The 19436-nt window shown below is 39.7% G+C and carries 17 protein-coding genes, 1 other RNA gene and 1 riboswitch; of the genes, 17 read left to right on the top strand and 1 reads right to left on the bottom strand.

Features of this window, described 5'->3' with window-relative positions:
- The first annotated feature begins 110 nt into the window (after nucleotides 1-110).
- The 4 genes from ACFRAK_RS09390 (at nucleotide 111) to ACFRAK_RS09375 (ending at nucleotide 2789) form a co-directional block, all read left to right on the top strand.
- The gene (locus ACFRAK_RS09390) at nucleotides 111-1058 is read left to right on the top strand and encodes a DUF2515 family protein (RefSeq protein ID WP_387707071.1); all 948 of its coding nucleotides are present in this window, start codon (nucleotides 111-113) and stop codon (nucleotides 1056-1058) included.
- Between the two features lie 355 nt (nucleotides 1059-1413).
- Nucleotides 1414-1689, top strand: a complete 276-nt coding sequence (locus tag ACFRAK_RS09385) for a hypothetical protein (RefSeq protein ID WP_260285968.1) — start codon at nucleotides 1414-1416, stop codon at nucleotides 1687-1689.
- Between the two features lie 69 nt (nucleotides 1690-1758).
- A complete protein-coding gene (locus ACFRAK_RS09380; protein ID WP_192205301.1) occupies nucleotides 1759-2127 on the top strand; it encodes a YppE family protein in 369 nt (122 codons plus the stop codon).
- 77 nt (nucleotides 2128-2204) lie between these two features.
- Nucleotides 2205-2789, top strand: coding sequence for a YppG family protein (locus tag ACFRAK_RS09375; RefSeq protein ID WP_387707074.1), 585 nt, complete (start codon nucleotides 2205-2207; stop codon nucleotides 2787-2789).
- A gap of 69 nt (nucleotides 2790-2858) precedes the next feature.
- On the opposite strand, the gene ACFRAK_RS09370 is transcribed toward ACFRAK_RS09375, so the two are convergent.
- Nucleotides 2859-3311 (bottom strand): Hsp20/alpha crystallin family protein, encoded by a 453-nt coding sequence (locus ACFRAK_RS09370; RefSeq protein ID WP_387597524.1) that lies wholly within the window; start codon nucleotides 3309-3311, stop codon nucleotides 2859-2861.
- A gap of 141 nt (nucleotides 3312-3452) precedes the next feature.
- Here ACFRAK_RS09370 and ACFRAK_RS09365 point away from each other — a divergent pair, with 141 nt between their 5' ends.
- From ACFRAK_RS09365 to ACFRAK_RS09305, 13 genes are all read left to right on the top strand, one after another.
- Nucleotides 3453-4214 carry an alpha/beta fold hydrolase gene (locus ACFRAK_RS09365; protein ID WP_394571662.1) on the top strand — a complete coding sequence of 254 codons (762 nt, stop codon included), beginning with the start codon at nucleotides 3453-3455 and terminating at the stop codon, nucleotides 4212-4214.
- A gap of 122 nt (nucleotides 4215-4336) precedes the next feature.
- Nucleotides 4337-6613 carry a DEAD/DEAH box helicase gene (locus ACFRAK_RS09360; protein ID WP_394571661.1) on the top strand — a complete coding sequence of 759 codons (2277 nt, stop codon included), beginning with the start codon at nucleotides 4337-4339 and terminating at the stop codon, nucleotides 6611-6613.
- Nucleotides 6614-6649: 36 nt separating this feature from the next.
- A complete protein-coding gene (locus tag ACFRAK_RS09355; RefSeq protein ID WP_394571660.1) occupies nucleotides 6650-7906 on the top strand; it encodes a ribonuclease H-like domain-containing protein in 1257 nt (418 codons plus the stop codon).
- 449 nt (nucleotides 7907-8355) lie between these two features.
- Complete coding sequence (locus ACFRAK_RS09350) at nucleotides 8356-8862, top strand: CotD family spore coat protein (protein ID WP_387597514.1); 507 nt, start codon at nucleotides 8356-8358, stop codon at nucleotides 8860-8862.
- Nucleotides 8863-8928: 66 nt separating this feature from the next.
- Nucleotides 8929-9480, top strand: a complete 552-nt coding sequence (locus ACFRAK_RS09345) for an SLOG family protein (RefSeq protein WP_387597511.1) — start codon at nucleotides 8929-8931, stop codon at nucleotides 9478-9480.
- Nucleotides 9481-9682: 202 nt separating this feature from the next.
- Nucleotides 9683-9997 carry a cell division regulator GpsB gene (gene gpsB, locus ACFRAK_RS09340; RefSeq protein ID WP_192205295.1) on the top strand — a complete coding sequence of 105 codons (315 nt, stop codon included), beginning with the start codon at nucleotides 9683-9685 and terminating at the stop codon, nucleotides 9995-9997.
- An 81-nt stretch (nucleotides 9998-10078) separates the two neighbouring features.
- Nucleotides 10079-10468: RNase P RNA component class B (gene rnpB / locus ACFRAK_RS09335), an RNA gene on the top strand.
- A gap of 864 nt (nucleotides 10469-11332) precedes the next feature.
- Nucleotides 11333-12481, top strand: coding sequence for a THUMP domain-containing class I SAM-dependent RNA methyltransferase (locus ACFRAK_RS09330; protein ID WP_387707824.1), 1149 nt, complete (start codon nucleotides 11333-11335; stop codon nucleotides 12479-12481).
- Nucleotides 12482-12674: 193 nt separating this feature from the next.
- Nucleotides 12675-12875 carry a cold-shock protein gene (locus tag ACFRAK_RS09325; protein ID WP_034307871.1) on the top strand — a complete coding sequence of 67 codons (201 nt, stop codon included), beginning with the start codon at nucleotides 12675-12677 and terminating at the stop codon, nucleotides 12873-12875.
- A 223-nt stretch (nucleotides 12876-13098) separates the two neighbouring features.
- Nucleotides 13099-15015, top strand: a complete 1917-nt coding sequence (locus ACFRAK_RS09320; RefSeq protein WP_387597503.1) for an ATP-dependent DNA helicase — start codon at nucleotides 13099-13101, stop codon at nucleotides 15013-15015.
- A gap of 133 nt (nucleotides 15016-15148) precedes the next feature.
- Nucleotides 15149-16666, top strand: coding sequence for a carboxypeptidase M32 (locus tag ACFRAK_RS09315; protein WP_387597501.1), 1518 nt, complete (start codon nucleotides 15149-15151; stop codon nucleotides 16664-16666).
- Nucleotides 16667-16923: 257 nt separating this feature from the next.
- Nucleotides 16924-17025, top strand: a riboswitch (purine riboswitch).
- A 160-nt stretch (nucleotides 17026-17185) separates the two neighbouring features.
- Nucleotides 17186-17785 carry a xanthine phosphoribosyltransferase gene (locus ACFRAK_RS09310; protein WP_387597498.1) on the top strand — a complete coding sequence of 200 codons (600 nt, stop codon included), beginning with the start codon at nucleotides 17186-17188 and terminating at the stop codon, nucleotides 17783-17785.
- On the top strand, nucleotides 17778-19091 hold the full coding sequence (locus ACFRAK_RS09305; protein WP_387597496.1) for a nucleobase:cation symporter-2 family protein: 1314 nt from the start codon (nucleotides 17778-17780) through the stop codon (nucleotides 19089-19091). Before ACFRAK_RS09310 ends, ACFRAK_RS09305 begins: the two co-directional genes overlap by 8 nt.
- Nucleotides 19092-19436: the final 345 nt, after the last annotated feature.

Raw genomic sequence — 19436 nt, 5'->3', positions numbered from 1 at the left:
AGCAAAAAAAGAATCCAAAATGTGAATAAAAAGAATTGTTTCTTAGAACGATAGGATTTATGTACAACTATATGTCACAATTCATCGCTATGGAAAGGCTGGACTCATAGATGCAAATGTTCAAGACGGAAAAGCAATTGCTCCAATCCATAAGAGCCCAAACCGCAAAAGGGAATAGGGATAATATATCAAGAACACAAGCATATGAACAATTTTTTAGAATGCATCCAGAAATACAATGGTCTTTTTTAGCTGGGATGGTTTCTAGGAATGCAGGCTGGAATATGTGTGATCTTGAAGGAATTTGGTTTTCCCATTTGCTTGGCCATAAATATAGGCAACACTTATTCCTAACGTATGAAGAAGCCAACTGGAGAATATTCCAAGATGCGTATCCCCAATTACTTCTCTATCATTATTCGACGAAGTATGGACGCCCTTTGTTTCACTTATGTCATTATTTTTTTATTACCAAATTCATGAAGAACGAATGGTATTCCTTTTGGAAACATGGAAATCGTGAAAAATTAGTCACTGCGCTTATCATAAATGAACAAAACATCATTCAAGAACCGGTTATTAAAAAGCAATCTTTCGTTTTTCATTCTCTATTATTTTTCCTGCAGGACTGGATGCATTTCAGCACTGTTTTATTTCCTACTTGCAATGGAGAACTGTATGGCTCGTCGGTTTCGCATTTTAGAAATTTAGATAAAAGGATTGAATTGGGGAAAAGGTTGGCTGGCCTTTTATTTTCTGAAGATTTGTTTCCGCGCTTTTTTGAATTTTCCTGCAGGACTGAACCAACGGGTGCCCGATATGATTATGAACAATATCGAAAAAAGCCTAGGTACCATGAAACCCCGATGCTGAGGGGAGTATATCCAGTGATTCAACATCAGGCAGGGGAAACAGAGCAATGGGATATGAAAAAAAGGATTAAAAAAAAATGGCTCATTGAAGCCAAATGGGAAGAAGACCCGCATTTGACCGAATGGTATGACGATAAACAAAAGCAGCTGCACATGGCTGCAATAATCAAAAATTTGATTTTATAATTGGAAACAGGGAAGGCGTAGATTAAGCCTTCCCTGTTTATCGTTCAGTATTTATGTCTCACGTAGAGGGGCGGTTTTCTCCACTAAGTTTCGGGTTTCCCGTTCCTGCCTTTTTAGTGGGCGGCTTTTGTCGTTTTTCGTTTTTTTGCTGTCTGCTTTCATTCGACTGCATAAAATCACCTCCTGTCTGTATTCTTGTTTAAAACTGCATTCTTCATTCTGCCATTGTTGTCGAAGGGCATAATAAATTAAGTGAATTGCACTTTCTTTGCCGATTCCCTTCTAGTTTTGTCAGTCATGAAGGGCTTTCAGATAAAAAAAAGAATAGTACAGGTAAAGAATGGGAGGGATCAGCATGGTCAATAAAAGTGTCGCAACAGAAGAGATATTAAGGATGATAGCTGAGATCAGTACCAGCCTGGATCGTTTGGAAATTTCATATGGGGAAACTGTAAATACAGTGCGGTGCAAACTATGGGCGGAGCAATATACATTAGTTAATGAAGCCCAGGAAGCCATTGAGAAAGCCGAGGATTATTGGGTAAATGCTGAAGGTCCAAACCACTCCTTTTCCATTGTCCCGGAAAAAAGAATGATAAAGCACAAGGTTTTCAAGGAATTGCCCGTATAAGCCGGAGGAATATCATTTTATAAAAAACTGGATTATACTAAGGGAAACAATTGTACGGAGGAATTTAATGTGCAAAAAGAAAAAATGCAGCTATTAACAGAACAATTAATACAATATACAGACAAAGCTGATGAGATTTATGAGGGTGTACGCAAGGAAGGGAAGGAAAAGGATTTCTTTTCGGAGGTCAAGCCGTTTGCAGACCTGGTCAGGACCGCATGTATCGAATGGGAAACAGGAATGAAGGAGTGGATGAAAGAAACCGATTTCAGGCATCTTTTCCCCGAGCAAATCGAACAAACCGCCCATAACCTTTCTGATGTGGCCGTTCAGGCATTTTTTCCTAAAACAAGTTATAAGCGATTTAAAAGCCACGTCCAATCGGTCGAATTCATCCTTAATAATGTAAAAACGGAAATCGATCGAATTTTATCATAAAAACGCCTACACTTTATTCCCTCTTTTTTCATATATTATCAGAACCATGTAGTGAAAAAAGAGGAGGGCTCATTGACATGATGAGATCCGGTTTTAACCAAATCTCCCCAAATCAAGGACAGTTTCCTCAACCAATGCCGGAATATTGGGGAGGGTACCAACAGCCAATGCCGTATCCTCCGCCAAATAATCATAATCATGAACAATCATTTATGTATCCATATCATCAACAGGATACAGGGGGCTATATGACACCATATCATGATCCTTATCAACAGGCGGCCTATCATCCATTTCAACAAGTCCAGCAGCAGGCGATGCCTGTGGGTGCTTATCCGGGCAACAGTGTAATGCAGCCGATGGCACAAATGTACCCGACCCACTCCAATCAGCAGCCGCAAGCTTTTAGTCCGTTCGCCAATCCGTTACAGCCAGCTAAAAGACCTCCGCAAAGTCAGCAGCAGGCCCATAATCCATATCCTAAGCAGCAGTTCATGCAAAAACCCCAGCCATCGGGTTTCAAATCGGTCATGAATCAATTCAAAACACAAGATGGCTCCATGGATATAACGAAGATGATGAACACAGCCGGACAAATGATGAATACTGTTTCTCAAGTATCTTCTATGGTCAAAGGAGTAGGGGGCTTCTTCAAAGCTTAAATAGTGAATAAAGGAAAAGCAGACTTATAAGTGACCAGCCACTTTTTTAAAGTCTGCTTTTATTCATGCCTAATGAATTTCAATCCGATTTCCCCTGACCTTGGGTAGGTTAAGCGTGAGGATGCCATCGCGATGTCGCGCGGTCACTTTGGCTTCATCAATCGGCTTTGGAAAGGAAATGGTTCTTGATAAAGTACCGGTTGTAACTTCCTTTTGGAACAATCCTTGATTTTTATGCTTTCTACCTACATGCTTTGCAGATATGGTTACGGCATGGGACAGTACATCAATTGATATTTGGCTGCGTCCAATTCCGGGCAAGGTGGCAGTAACGGTATATTCTGAATGCGTTTCGTGAACATCAACCGGAAAGCTGCGTTCTTTCGCCGAACCGAAGAAATCGTCAAGAGATTGCAGCATGCCTTTAGGGGGCCTCTCGGAAAACAGCCGATCCATTTTGTTAATGAAATGGGAAAAGGGTTCTATTCGATTCCGATTATTATTTTTTTCAGAAGAGGTCATCACGGTGCTCCTTTCTAAAAAATTCCTTTGCCTATAGGCTATGTGAGGAATGAAGAAATGTGAATGCACTGTTGGGTTTCAGATACAGGTCTATGGGGAATAACGTTACTGAATGATTAGTAAAGGAAATGAGGGATTAGTATGAAAGATAGCAAGCTTTCCTACATAGATACCGGGAAAGGTGAAGAAACTTTGTTGTTTATCCATGGATTTTGCGGAAGCCATGAATATTGGAGTGACATCATTGCTGAATTAAAGGGTGAATACAGGATTATTGCCGTTGATTTACGGGGGCATGGTGCAAGTGAGGAAATAGGAGGATCTTTCTCGATTGAAGATATGGCTGCTGATATTGCTTCATTTTTGGAAGAACTGGAAATCGGACAGGTCTATATGTTTGGTCATTCTCTTGGGGGATATGTCACCTTGGCATTCGCAGAAAGGTTTCCTGGGAAATTGTCTGGTTTTTCATTGGTACATTCCACCGCTTTCCCGGACGATGGGACAGGAAAGGCGGGGCGCTTAAAATCTGTCGAGAAAATCGAAAGTGAGGGAATCCCCGCTTTCATTGACGGACTTATACCAAAGCTATTCGCTAATTCCGATGATCCCAATATTGCCCATATAAAGGAAATCGGATATAAAACAAGTGAAATTGGGGCGATAGGGTCTTTACATGCCATGAGGAACAGAATAGACAGAAATCATGTTCTCAAAAATACGAAGTTGCCTGTCCTATTGGTTGCAGGTGAACAGGATAAGGTGATTCCCGCTGATAAAACCTTTTCTGTGAAAGGGAGCCATATCAATGAAGTTTTACTTAAGGGCAGCGGCCATATGGGAATGTTGGAAGCTCCAAGCAGACTAATTGAAGAAATCATTCGCTTTGTCGAGAAGGATTAAATGAAAAAAGGCCGAGCTGGAAACGAGATAGTGACGTTTCCAGCTTTTTTTTTTTGAAAAGGAAATAGTTTCCCTTTTGCATAGAACGTTCATTCGGTAGAATAGACGTATGAGGTGGTTATATGAAACTGCGAAAAAATTTACAAGAAGTCATCAATGATTTAAAAATAAATGAAGACTTTAAAGATAATATAGTGCATTGGCAAGTAATTGAAGCAAAAGAGGCAAAACATGTACCTTTTCCCGATGCAATGAATGATAAAATTAAGCATGCTCTTGAATTACGGGGGATAAATGGATTGTATAGCCATCAGGCAACAGCATTTGATACTGCTGTCAGTGGCAATAGCCTTGTAGCGGTCACACCTACAGCTTCTGGAAAAACATTATGCTATAATTTGCCGGTCCTTCAAAAAATACTGGAAGATGAAAAAACAAGGGCGCTTTATATTTTTCCGACAAAAGCACTGAGTTATGACCAAAAAAGCGAATTGAATGAAATGATTCATGAAATGGATGCTCAAATAAATAGTTATACATATGATGGGGACACACCTTCAAATATCAGGCAAAAAATCCGCCAGGCAGGGCATATCGTGATCACCAATCCTGATATGCTCCATTCCGGAATCCTGCCCCATCATACGAAATGGGTCTCTTTGTTTGAAAACTTGAAGTATGTGGTAATTGATGAACTTCATATCTACCGCGGCGTTTTCGGAAGTCATACAGCCAACGTCATAAGAAGGTTAAAAAGGATTTGCAAGTTTTATGGAAGCGACCCTGTATTCATTTGTACTTCCGCTACGATCAATAATCCAAAAGAATTGGCAGAAGAGCTCACGGAAAAACAAATGGTCCTTATCGATAATAACGGAGCCCCAAGTGGGAAAAAGCATTTTGTGTTTTACAATCCCCCAATAGTAAATAAACCGCTGAATATACGGAGGAGTGCGGTTTTGGAAGTCAGGAAACTGGCAAATGAATTTTTGAAAAATAAAATTCAAACGATTGTTTTTGCGCGAAGCAGGGTTCGTGTGGAAATTCTATTGACATATTTACAGGAACTTGTGTCAAAGCAATTGGGGCCAAAATCGATCAGGGGCTATCGCGGTGGATATCTGCCAACACAGCGCAGAGAAATTGAACAAGGCCTCAGGGATGGTTCCATTTATGGAGTGGTTTCCACAAATGCACTTGAGCTGGGCGTCGATATCGGCCAGCTTCAGGTTTGCATTATGACTGGTTATCCTGGATCCATATCAAGTGCATGGCAGCAGGCGGGACGAGCAGGAAGAAGGCATGGTGAAGCATTGATCATCATGGTCGGCAGTTCCAGTGCCCTTGATCAATATATCGTACAGCATCCCGAATATTTCTTTACCAGAAATCCAGAAACTGCAAGAATCAATCCAGATAATCTTTTGATTTTGGTTGATCATGTAAAATGTGCAGCATATGAGCTTCCATTTAAAAAAGGCGATACCTTCGGGGAAACAGAGATTATGGACGTTCTTGAATTCCTTACGGAAGAAAGGGTCTTACACTTAAATGGGGACAAATGGCATTGGATGAATGATGCTTTTCCAGCAAGCAATATCAGCCTGCGTTCAGCGGCACAGGAAAATGTCGTGATCATCGATCAAACGAATGCACCGGTTAATCGGGTCATAGGGGAAATGGATACGTTCAGTGCAATGACCCTCCTCCACGATGAAGCCATTTATTTGCACCAGGGAATTCAATTTCAGGTGGAAGAACTTGATTGGGATGAAAAGAAAGCTTATGTACGTGAAGTCAATGTGGACTATTATACGGATGCTAACCTTGCCGTTCAGTTGTCTGTATTGGAAGTCGATAAACAGCGAACTTTCGCTTCCACAGCAGCTGCTTTTGGTGATGTTGCAATCCGGGCGATGCCTACGATCTTCAAAAAAATCAAATTCGAAACTCATGAGAATATTGGTTCAGGACCAATCAGTCTCCCGGAGATGGAACTGCACACGAGTTCAGCCATGCTTTCCATGGATCCCGATATATTTAAGTGGGACGAAAATCGGATAGAACAAGGAATGATAGGTGCCTCCCATGCTCTTAATTACATGATTCCACTACATGTTATGTGCGATCCGCATGATATTCATGTTTATCCGCAGGTTAAGGCAGCACATAATGAAAAACCGACCATTTTTATCTATGATAGTTATCCGGGAGGCATAGGGTTAAGTGATAAAGTATATGAAAATTCTGAAGTCATTCTGCTTGAAACAATAGCAATGATTGAAAATTGCGCTTGTGAAAGCGGCTGTCCTTCCTGTATCGGGACGGAATCCGCAACGAAAACAGCCAAGAGTGATGCCAAAGAATTATTGGGTCAATTTTGTAAGCAAAAACATTAATAAATCGCAGAGATAAGTGAAAAGAGGTGTAATTTCATGTCATTAAAAAATAAATTGAACCGTATGAAAACGCATATGAACCTAGGGAAACATCCTTCTCCCGTTGAAGAAGGTGACCGGACAGTGAATGAAGAAATTCCTTACTATGAAAAGTGGCTGGAGAACGATACCGTTTCCTTTCACTTCGATGGTGACTATTGTTTCATTAGGGAAGTCCGCTACCCCATAAATCACAAACACGGGTTATATGCATTTTCCGAGCTGAAAAAGGTTGTAAAAGAGTGGAATCAAACTTCATTGGAGCATCCACTATCCGCTAGGGGCGTTAAAAGTGAAGATCTGTTTTTCTTCGATACGGAAACAACAGGGCTTGGAGGGGGAGCCGGCAATACCATTTTTTTACTTGGCTATGCTTATTTAGAAGGTGAAGAAGTAGTCGTGAAGCAACATATCCTTCCGCAGCCTGGAAGTGAAATCCCGCTTTATCAAAGCTTTCTGGAAAACATCAATTACGAAACGCTTGTCACATATAATGGTAAATCTTTTGATTGGCCCCAGTTAAAAACCAGACATACCTTGATAAAAGAGCATGTACCGAAACTACCGGAATTCGGACATTTCGATTTATATCATGCTTCAAGACGCCTTTGGAAAAACAAATTGGAACGAGTGAAATTATCAGCGGTCGAAACAGATATTCTAGGTGTTTATAGGGAGGATGATATTCCTGGATATTTGGCGCCGATGATTTATTTTGATTTTGTTGAGCGGAAGAATCCGGAAATTCTGTTTGGAATCATGAAGCATAATGAATTGGATATCTTATCATTGATCACATTGTATATTCATTTGTCCCGAAAAATCCTCCAAATCGATGGATATACGGAAGAGTCCATGGAAATTGCACGATGGCTCGCTTATTTGGGAAAAAAAGAGGAGTCAGTTGAGACATATCAAAAAATATTGGAAGCAGGAAATGAGGAAGAACGGATAATCGCTGGCCATGCCTTAGCCTTCCAGAAAAAGAAGCAAAAACTATTCAATGAAGCTTTGGAAATTTGGAAGGAAGCCGCCTTAAAAGGAAATGTGCAAATAAGGATACAGGCACAGATTGAATGTGCAAAATTATACGAACATCAATTTAAGGACGTCGGACTTGCTCTAAAATGTTCAATAATCGCACTTCAAGAGATGGTAAGCGAAGGGACCCTACCAAGGAAAAAACAGTTGGAATTGGAAAAGAGGATTCATCGGCTCGAAAAGAAAGAGCAATCTAAGGGTATTTCTATATAATATAGGGGAATTAATTGCTCTGTTAGTGCAAAAGGCTGAAAATAAAAAATATGTATACAATTATTGTGGCCTTCAACTATTATGTGTAAAATGGAAAGAGTTGAGGGTGAAATTCTGAAGCGTTCATTTCATTCCTTTACATCATAAATTCAAGGTGAAAGCGGAGCGAAGAAATGTATAAAACGACTTTATTTCTATTTTTTGTTGTCCTTTGTTTAACGATTGTATTATTTACTTCTTTAAAAGACAGTCTCTATTCCTTTTTATAGAAAATTACCCAGTATATTTGAAGGGATAGCATAAATAATAGTGTACTTTATCGACAGCCATACATCGTTTTATACTTATTCTGTATAATTAGGTCATTTCATCAGTACACGTATCCCCTTTTTTTCATATTCTGTAATGGTAAGACTAAACTTATCATGATGAAAGGGGACGTATTATAAATGTATTTTCGTAATAGTGGAGGAAATAAACCCAATGTAATGGGAGCATACGGGAACGCACCTGGAGTAATGGGCACATCAACCGGTAAACACCCCCATAACGTAATGGGCGCAGCAACCGGCAAACACCCCCATCACGTAATGGGAGCGTCAACCGGTAAAAAGTCCAACGTAATGGGAGCCTATAGTCCATCGGCTGTGTCTCCAGCGCAATATGGTCCATCGGCTGTGTCTCCAGCGCAATATGGTCCAACACAAACATTTCCATCTCAAGTTGCCCCAGCGCAAGTCTCTCCGACACAGCAATTTGTCAATACAAATGTATCTAACACAGTGATTCCTGTCGTTCATCCATCACATACTACAAATGTCAATAAACATGTGAACACGTTTAAACATTATTTCCCGCATACTCAATCCGTTGTGAACGAGTGCTATAATCAACACTTGATTTGTGGAAGGCCGCCGCAAAACCCATGCTGTCCGCCTGGACATTTCGGATATTAAAAAAATAAGGGGCTTATTAAGCCCTTATTTTCTTACATAATCATGATAAAGGAGACTAGTCAAGCTATGAAGGTTTTGTATATGACCGGCTATAAGGCTTTTGAATTCGGGATATTCAAAAATGACCATGAAGCCGTAAAATATATAAAGAAAGCGATGAAGCAGCGTCTCCTTCCATTGGCGGAAGATGGGCTGGAATGGGTGATCATCTCAGGTCAATTGGGTACGGAGCTATGGGGTGCAGAAGTGGTGTTCGAATTACAGGAGGAATATCCTCAGCTTAAATTAGGAGTGCTTACCCCTTTCCTGAAGCAGGAAGAGTCATGGAACGAGACGAATCAAGACTATTACCGATCCATATTGGCCCGTGCCGATTTTGTTGAGTCCATATTCAATAAACCATATGAAGGGCCACAACAACTGAAAATCAAAAACAAGTATATGGTCCATAAAAGCGATGCCATGCTCATCATTTTCGAGGCTGAAAAAGAAGGATCATCCCGATATCCTTATTTCGAGGCGATGAAAAAAGCCGAAACACAGCCATACCCCATCTTTCAGATAAATTTTGATGACCTACAACTGGCTGCGGAAGAAGCGAGCTGGTCCGAAGAATGATGGAGTGAAAATAATTATGGATTAAAAGTTGTTTCTAAAGCATAATCATATTATTATGAAATTTAGATACAGATTTAATGGGAATACATAACGTTCACAAAACAGTATGCATACAAAAAGGTGTTTCGTTGACAAACCCAAGCAGATTTGAAAAAATAATAAAAAGTCCATTGTATTGGCGAAAGTATTGAGGTGAAGTCTTATGCTATCCGATAAGATAAAATTAACGGCTAAAGATATTCTTGAAAAAGATTTTAAAACAGCCATGCGCGGTTATAAACCTGAAGATGTGGATCAATTCCTTGATTTGATCATTAAAGATTATGAAGTGTTCCATCAGGAAATCGAAGATCTTAAACAAGAAAATCTTAAATTGAAAAAACAAGCCGAAGAGAGTACAAAACGTCCAAATCAACCTGCTGCTCCTAGTGCCACTCCGGGAACCACTAACTTTGACATCCTTAAACGGTTATCAAACTTGGAAAAGCATGTTTTTGGTAACAAGCTTTTTGACTAAGGTTTTACATTGTAAAAGTTAAAAATTATTTTGGTATTGTTTTTTCATGAGTAATGGAGTATAATCAATTATGTTATGTTAACGTTTGGGTAATTGCTGCTGCATTTATGCAGTAGAGGAAAGTCCATGCTCGCACGGACTGCGATGTCCGTAGTGTTCGTGCCTGGCGAAAAAATAAGCTTGGGCAGCAATCTTGGATTGCTGACGGCTGGGAAAATGCCTAAGTCCTTTTGGATATGGCATGAATACCTATAAAAGTGCCACAGTGACGTAGCCTTTACAGAAATGTAAAGGGTGGAACGAGGTAAACCCCACGAGCGAGAAACCCAAATTAATGGTAGGGGCGCTTTCTTCCTTGGAATTGAACGAGGAGAAGGACAGAGGCATATGCTTCTGTAGATAGATGATTACCGCCGAAGTACGAGACGCGAGTCGCTTGCAGTACTGAGGAACAAAACATGGCTTACAGAACGTTATCATATTACACCAAAAGCACAACTCTCCTTTAAAAAGGGGAGTTTTTGTTTATGGAGATTACCTGATTATAAAAAAAGATTGGGCATTTTCATTTATTTTTTCGTTTTCTGAAACACCGCTGTGTTAAACTAAGAACTTGGCAAGTTTTTCATTCCATTTCGAAAAGTGTCAGTCGGAAGAAAATGGGTTCGAATGAAGTCAGTCGGTAACATTTTTAAAAAATAGTGTCGGAATGTAAAGCATTCCTTGATTCTGGGCATCCTATTTTTAAAAGGTTCCTTAACACTTCTGTTAGCTTTAAAATGAAGGTATCAATACGGAAAACTTCAAATATTAGGATAATGATGGGAAGCATACATAATCGGTTTCGATGATTTCAATCGTATGATTGCAGCGTGTATCTTAAGGTATATGGATAATTGAGTATTGCTTTATTTCATGTCCTTGCTACATGATCATAAAATAAGCTAAGCAAACAATAAAGAATTCTAACTGAAATATAAAGGCTCTTTTCAAAAAGATTGTTGTTTTTAAAAACTAACTATTTAAGGTTGATTGGAGCGCAAGTGCGAGACTCCTGCGGGAGCAGCGGGACAGGTGAGACCCCACAGGCGTTTACGCCGAGGAGGCTCACCGCCCGCCCCGCGGAAAGCGAGCATCTGGAGGGGAAATCAACCAAAACGCTTTACTTGGTAAATAGCAACAAAGTATGCGAAAACAGCCAATATAAAAAAGCGGTGGACCTTTTTAAAAAGGTTTATATGTAAAAAATCAATGCCTGATTCTTAAATACATAAATGAAGAAATTCGGGAAAAGGTGCCATTGATTTGGATTAATGGAAAGAAGGTGCAAGATTAATGAAACAATTCGATATTATCGCAACATCAGCAATGGGATTGGAATCAATTGTTGCCAAGGAGGTTAGGGATCTTGGTTACGATTGTCAAGTCGAAAATGGTAAAATCACATATAAAGGCGACCAATCCGCCATTGCCCGCTCTAATTTATGGCTGCGCAGTGCCGATAGGGTAAAAATTAAAGTTGCGGAATTTAAAGCATATTCATTTGATGAGTTGTTTGAAAAAACAAAGGCATTGAATTGGGAAGATTACTTATCAGCCGATGTAGAGTTCCCTGTGAGTGGAAAATCCGTTAAGTCAAAACTCTACAGTGTCCCGGATTGTCAGGCTATTGTCAAAAAGGCGATTGTTGATAGATTGAAAAGTAAATATAAGCAAGTGTCTTGGTTTGCAGAGACTGGTCCTTTGTTTAAAATTGAAGTGTCTATTTTAAAAGATGTAGTGACACTTACCATAGATACTTCAGGTGCAGGTTTGCATAAACGGGGGTATCGGACAGGGCAGGGGGAGGCACCCCTTAAAGAAACATTGGCGGCTGCCTTAATCATGCTGACCAATTGGAAACCGGATAAACCTTTCATAGATCCATTTTGCGGGTCTGGAACGATTCCCATCGAGGCAGCCTTAATTGGGCAGAACATAGCACCTGGGTTTAACCGGGAATTCGTATCTGAAACTTGGGCATGGATGGATAGCAAGGTTTGGGATGAAGCACGGATTGAAGCTGAAGATTTAGCCGATTATGATCAGTATTTGGACATAACCGGTTGCGATATTGACCATCGAATGGTCGATATAGCTAAAGCGAATAGTTTTGAAGCAGGTCTTGGTGATCTGGTTGAATTTAAACAAATGCAGGTTAGGGATATCTCGACAAGGAATGAGTATGGTGTCATTGTCGGGAACCCGCCTTATGGAGAACGGCTTGGTGAGAAAAAAGCAGTTGAGCAGATGTATAGAGAAATGGGCCAAGCTTTCAAGAAGCTTGATACATGGTCAGTATACATGATTACCTCCAATCCTGACTTCGAACAGCATTACGGTAAGCCTGCAACGAAAAAAAGGAAATTGTTCAACGGTTTCATCCGTGCTGACCTTTATCAATATTGGGGGAAAAGGCCGCCAAGACAGCCTCAAGGTGAATAAGTAGGTAGAATATAACGGAGGATTTTGATACTCAGGACGATTTATTCATAATAGGTTCCAGTCTTGCTTATCATTTCCTTTTCTGTTATTCTAATAATGAATTATTTTTGTTCAGATTTAAGGAATACCTTAATATTTTTTTGAGCAAGGATAGTAATATAATGTGTGGAGAACACACTAGGAGGCAACAAAAATGGAACAAGGTAAAGTAAAATGGTTTAACGCAGAAAAAGGTTTTGGATTCATCGAACGTGAAGGTGGAGACGATGTATTCGTACATTTCTCAGCTATCCAAGGCGAAGGTTTCAAAACACTTGAAGAAGGCCAAGACGTTACATTTGATGTAGAACAAGGTCAACGTGGACCACAAGCATCAAACGTAAACAAAGCTTAATTCAACCCTATATTATTTACAGGCAGGCTCTCTTTTGGAGCCTGTCTTTTATTTTACGAATCGGGCAACCAGGCAGCATACATAGAAAAACATACAAAATACGCTTCATTTCTGATGGTTGGTAAATATCTTGACTATTAATGTGAAATAAAGGATAATATACTTTTGCCTAAGATTGTAATGATTCGATACTATATACTGATGATAGATAAAAGGGGAGACCATGATGCTTAAAACACTGCCTTTTTCGGTAACAAAGGAAGATTCTTTTTACGATAAGCTTTCAGAATGGATCGGTGATGTTTTTTACGATATTCTTCCCGAAAAAGGATTTGAGCTGCGCGACGAACAAATCTTCATGGCTTTTCAGTTAGAAAAAGCCTTTAAAGAAAAGAATGTTAGTTTTGCTGAAGCAGGGGTAGGGACCGGTAAGACTTTGGTCTATTTACTATATGCGATTTGTTATGCGAGATATACGAATAAACCTGCAATTATTTCGTGTGCGGATGAAACGTTGATTGAACAGCTTGTCAAAGAGGAAGGCGACATCCAAAAAATCAAGAATGCTTTAGGTATTGAAGTGGATGTTCGGCTTGCCAAGTATCACGATCAATATGTATGTCTTAAGAAATTGGATTACGCAGTGAATCACGAAGATTCCGAGGGAATAGATCAGCTATATGATGAACTTCCTAAGTTTGTCCATGATAACTCATCCATGAACGCCTATACAGCATATGGGGACCGTAAACAGTATCCATATTTAAATGATGAAGACTGGTCTAAAGTTGGCTGGGATCAGCTCCAAAACTGTTTTACTTGTGATAAACGCCATCGTTGTGGGCAAACCTTGTCACGGGACCACTACCGAAAATCAAGTGATTTGATCATTTGTTCACATGACTTCTTCATGGAGCATGTATGGACTAAGGAAAAGCGTAAGCGTGAAGGTCAGTTACCATTGCTGCCTGATCATAGCTGCGTTGTCTTTGATGAAGGACACCTATTGGAATTTGCAGCTCAAAAGGCTTTAACGTATAAAGTTGGGGAACAGACCCTTGCTTCGGTTTTAGAATTGCTTACAGCCAATCAGGTTCGTGAAGAAACTTTATACATCATTGAGGATTTAATTGATATCAACGAAGAATTTTTTGATTTGTTGGATGAAAAAGCGATTCATGTCAGCGGATCTAATCGTTATGAAATTCCGATGTCCAAAGAAATAACAAGTTTCGCCCAAAAGCTTCACAAAAAGGTTGAAGAGCTAGAGGAGAACCTTGTTTTTGAAGCGGAAATGTACACGATCAATGATTATGATTTAAAAGTGACGGAAGAATATTTAGAGCAGCTGGGCTACTCCCTTTCTCTATTCGTGAAGGATGAACAGGCCGTTTCCTGGTTTGAAGAAAATGAAATGACCAAAACATTGGTCATCATGCCAAGGCTTGTACAGGATATACTGTCTGAACAGGTATTCTCTAAAAAAATCCCGTACATTTTTTCATCGGCAACATTATCGGATAATAAATCCTTCCAATATATTGCAGATAGTTTAGGGATAGAAAAGTATGACAGCTTCTCCGTTGAATCACCATTTGATTACGATGAAGTCATGAAAATGAACATGCCAGTCTTCGAAAATGGAGATCAATTGGCGAAACTTAAATATACGATGAAGTCAATTGAGGAAAATGAAGGTCGAACACTAGTATTATTTCATTCAAAAGAGGAATTGCATTGGTTCAAGGAAAACTGCCCAATATCTTCTTATCCATTTTATTTTGAAGGGGAAGCGGAAATCAGCGAGCTTGTTAAAAAGTTCCAGGAAGAGGAGCAATCTGTCCTTTTCTCCTATCATTTATGGGAAGGGCTTGATGTTCCAGGTCCTTCATTACAAAATGTAGTGATACACTCCCTTCCATTCCCGCCGCGTGATCCGGTTTTCGAGGCCAAACGCAACTCGGTTACAGACGCATTCGAAGAAGTGGATCTTCCATACATGCTCCTTCGTTTGCGCCAGGGAATAGGGCGATTGATCAGGACGAGCAATGATTCGGGAACAGTCCAGATTTTGACTGAAAAGGATCTTTCGGAACAGGTGAAAGAGAAGATTGTATCGATTCTTCCTGTAACGCTTTAACTAAAGTCCAGTCATAAATAAGAGCCAAGGTGCCCCTTGGCTCTTATTTTATTTTTATTTATTAATCGAAGTGGTTCTGATATGAAAGACTTTTGTATAATATGGTAAAGTGTAGTTGGAAGGAGCAGTGAATATGAAAAAAAAGGGTATCGATCTGATAGAAAAAGAGTTTAGAGAATATGTAAAGAAAATCTCGGCCTATAATGAAGCTCTCGCGTTAATTTTTTGGGATTTACGTACAGGTGCACCGAAACAGGGAGTTGAGCAGCGTTCCGAAGTTATCGGCGTGCTTTCCTCCGAGGTGTTTAATATGAGCACAAGTAAAGAAATGGAATTCTTCATTGCCGAACTTTCGCTGGAGAAAGCTACTCTTAGTGAAACGACGAATAAAATGGTACAAGAGTGTAAAAAAGAGTTTGAAAGGAATAAGAAAATTCCTGCCAACGAATATAAGGAATTCGTCATTTTACAGTCGCGTTCTGAAAGTGCATGGGAAGAGGCAAGGGAAAAAGCTGATTTTTCATTATTTCAACCTTATCTGGAGCAAATTGTAGCTTATACCCGTAGGTTCGTAGAGTACTGGGGTTATGAAGGGACGAAATATAATACACTTTTAGATATGTATGAACCAGGAATGACCGTAGATATACTTGACAGCGTATTCAGTGAGCTCCGGGCGAGGATCGTTCCATTGGTAAAACAGATTGCCGAAAGCGAACATAGACCTGAAACAGCGTTCCTTTATAAAGAATTTCCAAAAGAAAAGCAGCATCAACTGAACTTGGAATTTTTAAAACAGCTAGGATACGATTTCAAGGCTGGCAGGCTGGATGAAACAGTTCATCCTTTTGAAATTAAAATAAACAGGGGCGATGTACGGGTGACGACCCGATACGATGAAAATGATTTTAGAGGGGCGATTTTTGGTACCATCCATGAATGCGGACATGCCATTTATGAGCAGAATATCGCCGAAGAATTAACTGGAACACTTCTCGACGGCGGGACATCAATGGGTATCCATGAATCACAATCATTGTTTTTCGAAAACTTCATTGGACGGAATCATAGCTTCTGGAAAAATAAATTCTCCTTATTAAAAGAATATGCTCCCGAACAATTCAATGATGTGACACTGGATGAATTTTACCGGGGCATTAACGAATCAAAACCATCGTTCATCCGTATTGAAGCAGATGAACTGACGTATCCCCTACATATTATGATTCGGTATGAACTGGAAAAGGCTCTTTTTAATGGAGAACTTGAAGTGAAGGATTTACCGGAAGTCTGGAATGAAAAATACAAGGATTATTTGGGGATTGTGCCTGAAAATGATGCCATGGGCGTGTTGCAAGATGTACACTGGGCAGATGGCAGTTTTGGTTACTTCCCTTCTTATGCATTGGGATATATGTATGCAGCCCAAATCAAGCAATCGATGCTTAAAGATTTGCCTGATTTTGATGGCCTGTTGGAAGCGGGTGATATTGCTCCAATCAGGAAATGGCTTAATGAAAAGATACATAAATACGGAAAAACAAAAAAGCCTCTTGAGATTTTGAAGGAAACGACAGGAGAGGGCCTGAATGTTCAGTATTTAATAAAGTATCTTGAAAATAAATATAAAGAAGTTTATAAAATCAAATGAATCAAAAGAAGAAGGACTTGGATTGAATGCCAAGACCTTCTTTTTTTTATGGGCAGTTGTAAAAGTGACGTGTAGGATAACGGTAAATGGAACATGGAGAAGGGGTGATTCTTTCTTTTGATAGGAAAACCCTGTTGGTTGTGTGATTTCGCAATTTTCTAATAATACGAATGATGATTTAATTCTTTAAATGAAAGTTCGGTTTTTATCAAAAATACCTTTTCAAATAGAGCCAGCGTTGTTATAATTCATATATTAATGAAATATAAAGTTTCACTCGTATAATAGCAGGGATATGGCCTGCAAGTTTCTACCGGATTACCGTAAATAATTCGACTATGGGTGAGTAATAGATCTTGTTGCATAATGAAGGCTTTAGCTGATTCATTTTTCATTCATGCCCAAGAAGTATTGCTTCACTCCAAAAAAGTGCCGCAATGTTTCTTGGGCTTTTTATATGCCGGGAAATGATTGCGTGGTTTATGGGTCAATAATCATCCAAGATTGGGAGGAACCTTCATGCAACTTTTAAAGGAAAAAATATTGTCCGAAGGTCAAGCTTTATCAGAAGATATCTTAAAAGTAGATTCATTCTTGAATCATCAAATGGATCCTATACTAATGAAAGAAATTGGTAAAGAATTCGTAAAACGTTTCGAACAAAAGGAAATAACGAAAGTGCTGACGATTGAATCCTCAGGCATTGGTCCTGGTTTGATGGCTGCGTTGGAATTGGAAGTTCCGTTAATTTTTGCCCGTAAACGTAAATCACTTACTTTAACAAATGATTTAGTGACCGCGTCCGTTCATTCCTTTACAAAAAAAGAAACCAATACGATTACGGTTTCCAATAAATATATTGAAGCTGGGGATAAGGTTTTAATCATCGATGACTTCCTTGCGGTCGGACAGGCAGCCAGGGGCTTGGTAGAAATCTGTAAGCAGGTTGGTGCAGAAGTGGCCGGAATCGGCATCGTGATTGAAAAGGCATTCCAAAGTGGTGGTAAGGATCTTAGGGAACAAGGTTTTCAAGTCGAATCACTTGCGAGGATTGCTGAGTTGAAATTCGGTGAGATTACGTTCGCCGAGGAAATGGAAGGAGCAGCCCTCAATGTCTAATCAATCACCTTTAAAAGTTGCTTCTCTAGGAATACAACATGTACTTGCCATGTATGCCGGTGCAGTTGTCATTCCATTGATTGTCGGTGGGGCGCTGGGATTGACTGCAGCGCAGTTGACTTATTTAGTTTCGATAGACATTTTGATGTGCGGGATAGCAACATTATTGCAAGTGTGGAAAAATAAATTCTTTGGAATTGGGCTTCCGGTCGTCCTAGGCTGTACATTCACTGCAGTTAGCCCGATGATTGCAATTGGTACGCAATATGGAATCAACTCCATTTATGGATCCATATTGGTGTCCGGATTGATCGTCGTTATCATTAGTAAATTCTTCGGAAAACTGGCAAGGTTTTTCCCACCCATTGTCACTGGATCTGTCGTTTTGATTATTGGCATAACGCTCATTCCTGTTGCCATCAACAATCTTGGTGGAGGTCAAGGTGCTGCTGATTTCGGAGACTTGAATAATGTAGCTCTTGGTTTTGGAACTTTGTTATTCATTATATTCATGTATAAATTCTCATCGGGATTCCTACGCTCCATTTCTATTTTATTGGGACTGATCGTCGGAACATTTGCAGCTTTCTTCCTTGGAAAAGTGGATTTTAGCTCAGTGGCCAGTGCCACTTGGCTGCATATGCCTCATTTTTTCTACTTTGGAGCACCGACATTTAACGTCACGGCAATCATTACGATGACATTGGTGGCGATCGTCAGCTTGGTGGAATCGACTGGTGTTTATTATGCCCTTGGTGAAATCACGGATAAAGAGATATCAGAAGACGATTTGGCTCGCGGATATCGTGCTGAAGGACTGGCCATCATGATTGGCGGTTTGTTCAATTCGTTTCCGTATACGGCTTTTTCACAAAATGTCGGACTGATCCAATTGTCAGGCATCAAAACAAGGAATGTCATATACACAACAGCGGGCATTCTCATTTTCATAGGATTTGTTCCGAAAATTGGTGCATTCACGACAATTATCCCTTCATCCGTGCTTGGCGGTGCAATGGTTGCAATGTTCGGGATGGTAATTGCCGCTGGAATTAAGATGTTGAGCAAAGTGGATTTTGCTTCTCAAGAAAATTTATTGATCATCGCTTGTTCAGTAGGTATGGGACTTGGTGTTACGGTCGTTCCTGAACTATTTGCGCAAATTCCGGAAAGCTTTCAAATCTTAACGGAAAACGGTATTGTAGCCGGAAGTTTGACAGCCATTTTCTTGAATATCGTCTTTAACATCGTCCCTACAAAAGGGAAAGTAAAAGAAGCTCGTATTGAAGGGCAAAAAGTAGCCTGATAAAAATAGATTCGGTATATGATAGATTCAACCATTTAATGCCTAAAATCCTCAGGTGATGAGGATTTTAGGCATTTTTTCATTTATGCCGAAGCATTTCATGGATAATGAAATTGGAGTTTTGCCAGAAAAAAGGAAACTCTCTTCACTTTTTGAATATATTGATAGTATATGTTCAGGAAAGTAGTGATAGGGATGGAGAAAAAATATTGTATTCATTGTCGAACCATTTTAAGTCAGGAGTATAGGTGCAGCGTTTGTGGAAAAGAGGAGTTTCAAAATATCATTATTCAAGTGCAAAATCAATCTTCTGTAAAGAAAGAAGAATGACAGCGCCCCCTTACC

This window comes from Peribacillus sp. NPDC056705, assembly GCF_043656335.1.
The sequence above is the reverse complement of the archived record's forward strand: the minus strand, read 5'-3'. Positions and strand labels throughout refer to the sequence as shown.